We start from the raw sequence: 3,761 nt of genomic DNA on the forward strand, positions 1-3,761 counted from the left end.
CCAATTTTCTATAGTTTTCTTTAAAACAGAACCTTATGAGTTAACTGTTACATTCTCTGTTTCTGTAGCGGTTTTAGGTGAACTTCTTTATTCCACAATAGCATTGGTATCCAACTATATGGATATACAAAGTTTTTACGAGGACATAGAGGACCGAATACAAAAAGAAACAAACAAGAATTTATTATGAGCGAAGAACTATATAAAGAATTACAGAAAGTCTATACAAAGGAGGCTTTTGCTAATATGATAAAGACTGATATACGCCAGAGGTTGCCTGAGCCATATGCAAGTATATATTGCAAACAGTTTGATAATTTCAAAAATGTTGCAGACTTCTTTGAATTTGCAGCAAAGTTAATGAGAAGACAATAACAATATGGATTATTTTATTAATAATGATATTCGTATATTAATTGTTTATGGATAATTACAACGATATACAAATAATAATAATGGCCGGCGGCGTAGGCAGCCGCTTCTGGCCCATGTCCACCCCCGACAACCCCAAGCAGTTCATCGACGTGATGGGTGTGGGCCGTTCCCTCATTCAATTGACAGTAGATAGATTGAAGCCAATCTGTCCTGTCGAGAACATGTGGGTAGTGACAAACGAGAAATACATTTGCATTGTCAAGGAGCAGATCCCTGACATGCCAGTAGATAACATATTAGCAGAGCCGGAGGCTCGCAATACAGCTCCATGTATCGCTTATGCCTGCTGGAAAATTCAGAAGAAGCATCCTGATGCCAACATCGTGGTGACACCATCCGATGCCCTGGTCATCAATACCTCGGAGTATCAGCGAGTGCTCAGCAAGGCTTTGAGCTATACTTCCGATAAGAACGCCATCGTTACTATCGGTATCAAGCCAAGCCGCCCAGAGACAGGCTATGGCTATATCGCCGCAGCAGAGCCAACATCCGTAGATGAAATCTACAAGGTTGAGGCTTTCAAGGAAAAGCCAAACCTGGAGACAGCCGAGCAGTACCTTGCCGCTGGCAACTACTATTGGAATGCCGGTATCTTCGTATGGAACATCGAAACCATCAGCAAGGCAATCCATACCTTCCAGCCAAACCTTGCCAGCATCATGGACGAGATGGCACCTTCTTTCTATACCGAACAGGAGAAAGAGGTAGTCAGCAAACTCTTCCCAACCTGCGAGAAGATCAGCATCGACTACGCCGTAATGGAGAAGTCGAAGGATATCTTTACTCTGCCAGCCGAGTTTGGCTGGAGCGACTTAGGCAGTTGGGGCAGTCTCCGTACCTTGCTACCACAGGATGAGGCTGGCAATGCCAAGGTAGGTAAGGACATCCGCCTCTACGACTGCAAGAACTGCGTAGTCCACGCCGCCGATGAAAGCAAGGTGGTAGTTCAAGGCTTGGATGGTTATATCGTAGCCGAGAAGAATGGACAACTGCTTGTCTGCTCAATGAAAGAGGAACAGAGAATTAAAGAATTTGGAAAGTAATATATGTCAAATCAAACATCAGATAATAACAAGCGGATAGCTAAGAATACTTTGCTTCTTTACTTCCGTATGCTCTTTATGATGGTGGTGTCGTTGTATACGAGCCGTGTCATACAGGATGCGTTGGGAGTGGAGGACTTGAGTATACATATAAGTGCTCAAACTATTGCTTAGTTTAGAAAGAAGTATCTTCGCTGCTGAATTTAAACAACGAATTATGTACAGCAGTGAGGATTTGATAACTAAGTAAATATCTCTGTGTGAATCTGCGCCATCTGTGGGAGACCGCAACGCACCCTACTTCAGGCAGATCAGATAAATCCGTAATCAATATATACACAAGTAGCATCCGTGGTATTGGTGCTATCCGTGTTCGAAATATTAAAACAAGAAAACATTATTAATAACTATGAATAGTTTCAGTGATATTAAAGTAGCAGTAGCCGGTACAGGCTACGTCGGTCTGAGTATTGCAACCCTATTGTCTCAGCACCATCATGTAACAGCAGTAGACGTTATTCCTGAGAAGGTGGAGAAGCTTAACAATCGTATTTCTCCTATCCAGGACGATTATATTGAGAAGTACTTGGCGGAGAAGCCGCTGAACCTTGTGGCTACTCTCGATGGCAAGGCAGCATACAAGGATGCTGACTTCGTTGTGATTGCAGCTCCTACCAACTATGATCCCGTCAAGAACTATTTCGACACAACACATGTGGAAGAAGTTATTGACTTGGTGTTGGAGGTGAATCCTGATGCCGTGATGATTATCAAGAGCACCATCCCGGTAGGCTATACTCGTAGTCTCTACTTGAAGTATGCCAAGAAGGGCGTAAAGAAGTTCAACCTTCTCTTCTCTCCTGAGTTCCTTCGTGAGAGCAAGGCACTCTACGATAACCTCTACCCAAGTCGAATCATCGTAGGCTATCCTAAGCTTATCGACCGTCCTGAGTTTGCTGAAGAAAACGAGGCTATCAAGTCTGTTACTGATGTGGAGATGTTGAAGGAAGCTGCCAAGACATTTGCTGCACTCTTGCAGGAAGGTGCTATCAAGGAGAACATCGACACCTTGTTTATGGGCATGAAGGAAGCAGAGGCTGTTAAGCTTTTCGCCAACACTTACCTTGCTTTGCGTGTAAGCTACTTCAATGAGCTTGATACATACGCAGAGGTGAAGGGACTTGACACAAAGGCTATCATTGATGGTGTAGGTCTTGATCCGCGTATCGGCACTCACTACAACAATCCGAGCTTCGGCTATGGTGGCTATTGCTTGCCTAAGGATACCAAGCAGCTCTTGGCTAACTATGCTGATGTACCCGAGAATCTGATTGAGGCTATCGTAGAGAGCAACCGCACTCGTAAGGACTACATCGCTGATGCTGTCTTAAAGAAGGCTGGCTATTACAGCTATGCCGACGATAATAGCTTCGATGCAAGCAAGGAGCACAACTGCGTGATTGGTGTTTATCGCCTGACAATGAAGTCAAACAGCGACAACTTCCGCCAGTCTGCCATTCAGGGTATCATGAAGCGCATCAAGGCAAAGGGTGCTGAGGTTATCATCTATGAGCCAACACTTGAAGACGGTACAACATTCTTCGGTAGCAAGGTGGTTAACAACATGGAAGCCTTCAAAGCACAGAGCCATGCCATTATCGCCAACCGCTATGATGCTTGTCTGGATGATGTAAAGGATAAAGTCTATACACGAGATATCTTCAGAAGAGATTAAAATTTTATCGTAATATATTCTTGTATGGCAAAGAAAACTATTTCACAAGTTGCTGTTCCCAAGGCTCGCCTTATTATCTCTAAGACTAAGTTTTCACAGTATCTTAATGAAAGAATAGCAGAAGGACACATCTTGCTTGAAAAGGATGTTTCTTTACAGATGCAACCACAAGATAGCTATTATGGTTATTCTGTAAGAAATGCAATGTCTCCTGTTCGTTTTACAGATGAACAGGAAACATTTATTTCTGAGTTTCATAAATGGACAGACTATAATTGTGAGTTGTTAAAACAATCTTTTGATATAGGTAATAATGAATATCAAGCAAAATATGTTCGTTGTGGGCAATCACTTGTTATTTCATCTAATGATGATATTATTAGGCTCTATAAAGAAGAATTAAAAGACAAAATATATTTCTTGGATTCTCTTTTGGCAAAAGTAGAACTATTGCCTTGTACCATTATAGAACAAGAAGAAAAGTTAGAAGAACTAAAGAAAAAACAGCCACTTCTATTCATTAGTCACTCTTCTGCCGATGAAGAAAT

At 42.2% G+C, this 3,761-nt stretch carries 5 protein-coding genes; all 5 read left to right on the forward strand.

Annotated elements, in window-relative coordinates; translation table 11 throughout:
- A partial coding sequence (locus CHL74_RS16040) for a hypothetical protein (protein ID WP_217901463.1) occupies positions 1–190 on the forward strand: 190 nt, incomplete at its 5' end.
- Positions 187–375 (forward strand): hypothetical protein, encoded by a 189-nt coding sequence (locus CHL74_RS14980; protein ID WP_094881974.1) that lies wholly within the window; start codon positions 187–189, stop codon positions 373–375. The genes CHL74_RS16040 and CHL74_RS14980, both read left to right, overlap by 4 nt.
- Positions 376–422: 47 nt before the next feature.
- Positions 423–1,478, forward strand: coding sequence for a mannose-1-phosphate guanylyltransferase (locus CHL74_RS14985; protein WP_094881975.1), 1,056 nt, complete (start codon positions 423–425; stop codon positions 1,476–1,478).
- Between the two features lie 409 nt (positions 1,479–1,887).
- Positions 1,888–3,213 carry a nucleotide sugar dehydrogenase gene (locus tag CHL74_RS14990; RefSeq protein WP_094881976.1) on the forward strand — a complete coding sequence of 442 codons (1,326 nt, stop codon included), beginning with the start codon at positions 1,888–1,890 and terminating at the stop codon, positions 3,211–3,213.
- 24 nt (positions 3,214–3,237) lie between these two features.
- On the forward strand, positions 3,238–3,761 hold a 524-nt coding region (locus CHL74_RS14995), incomplete at its 3' end, for a hypothetical protein (protein ID WP_141241359.1).

It is taken from the genome of Prevotella sp. 885, from assembly GCF_002265625.1.
Classification (GTDB): domain Bacteria; phylum Bacteroidota; class Bacteroidia; order Bacteroidales; family Bacteroidaceae; genus Prevotella.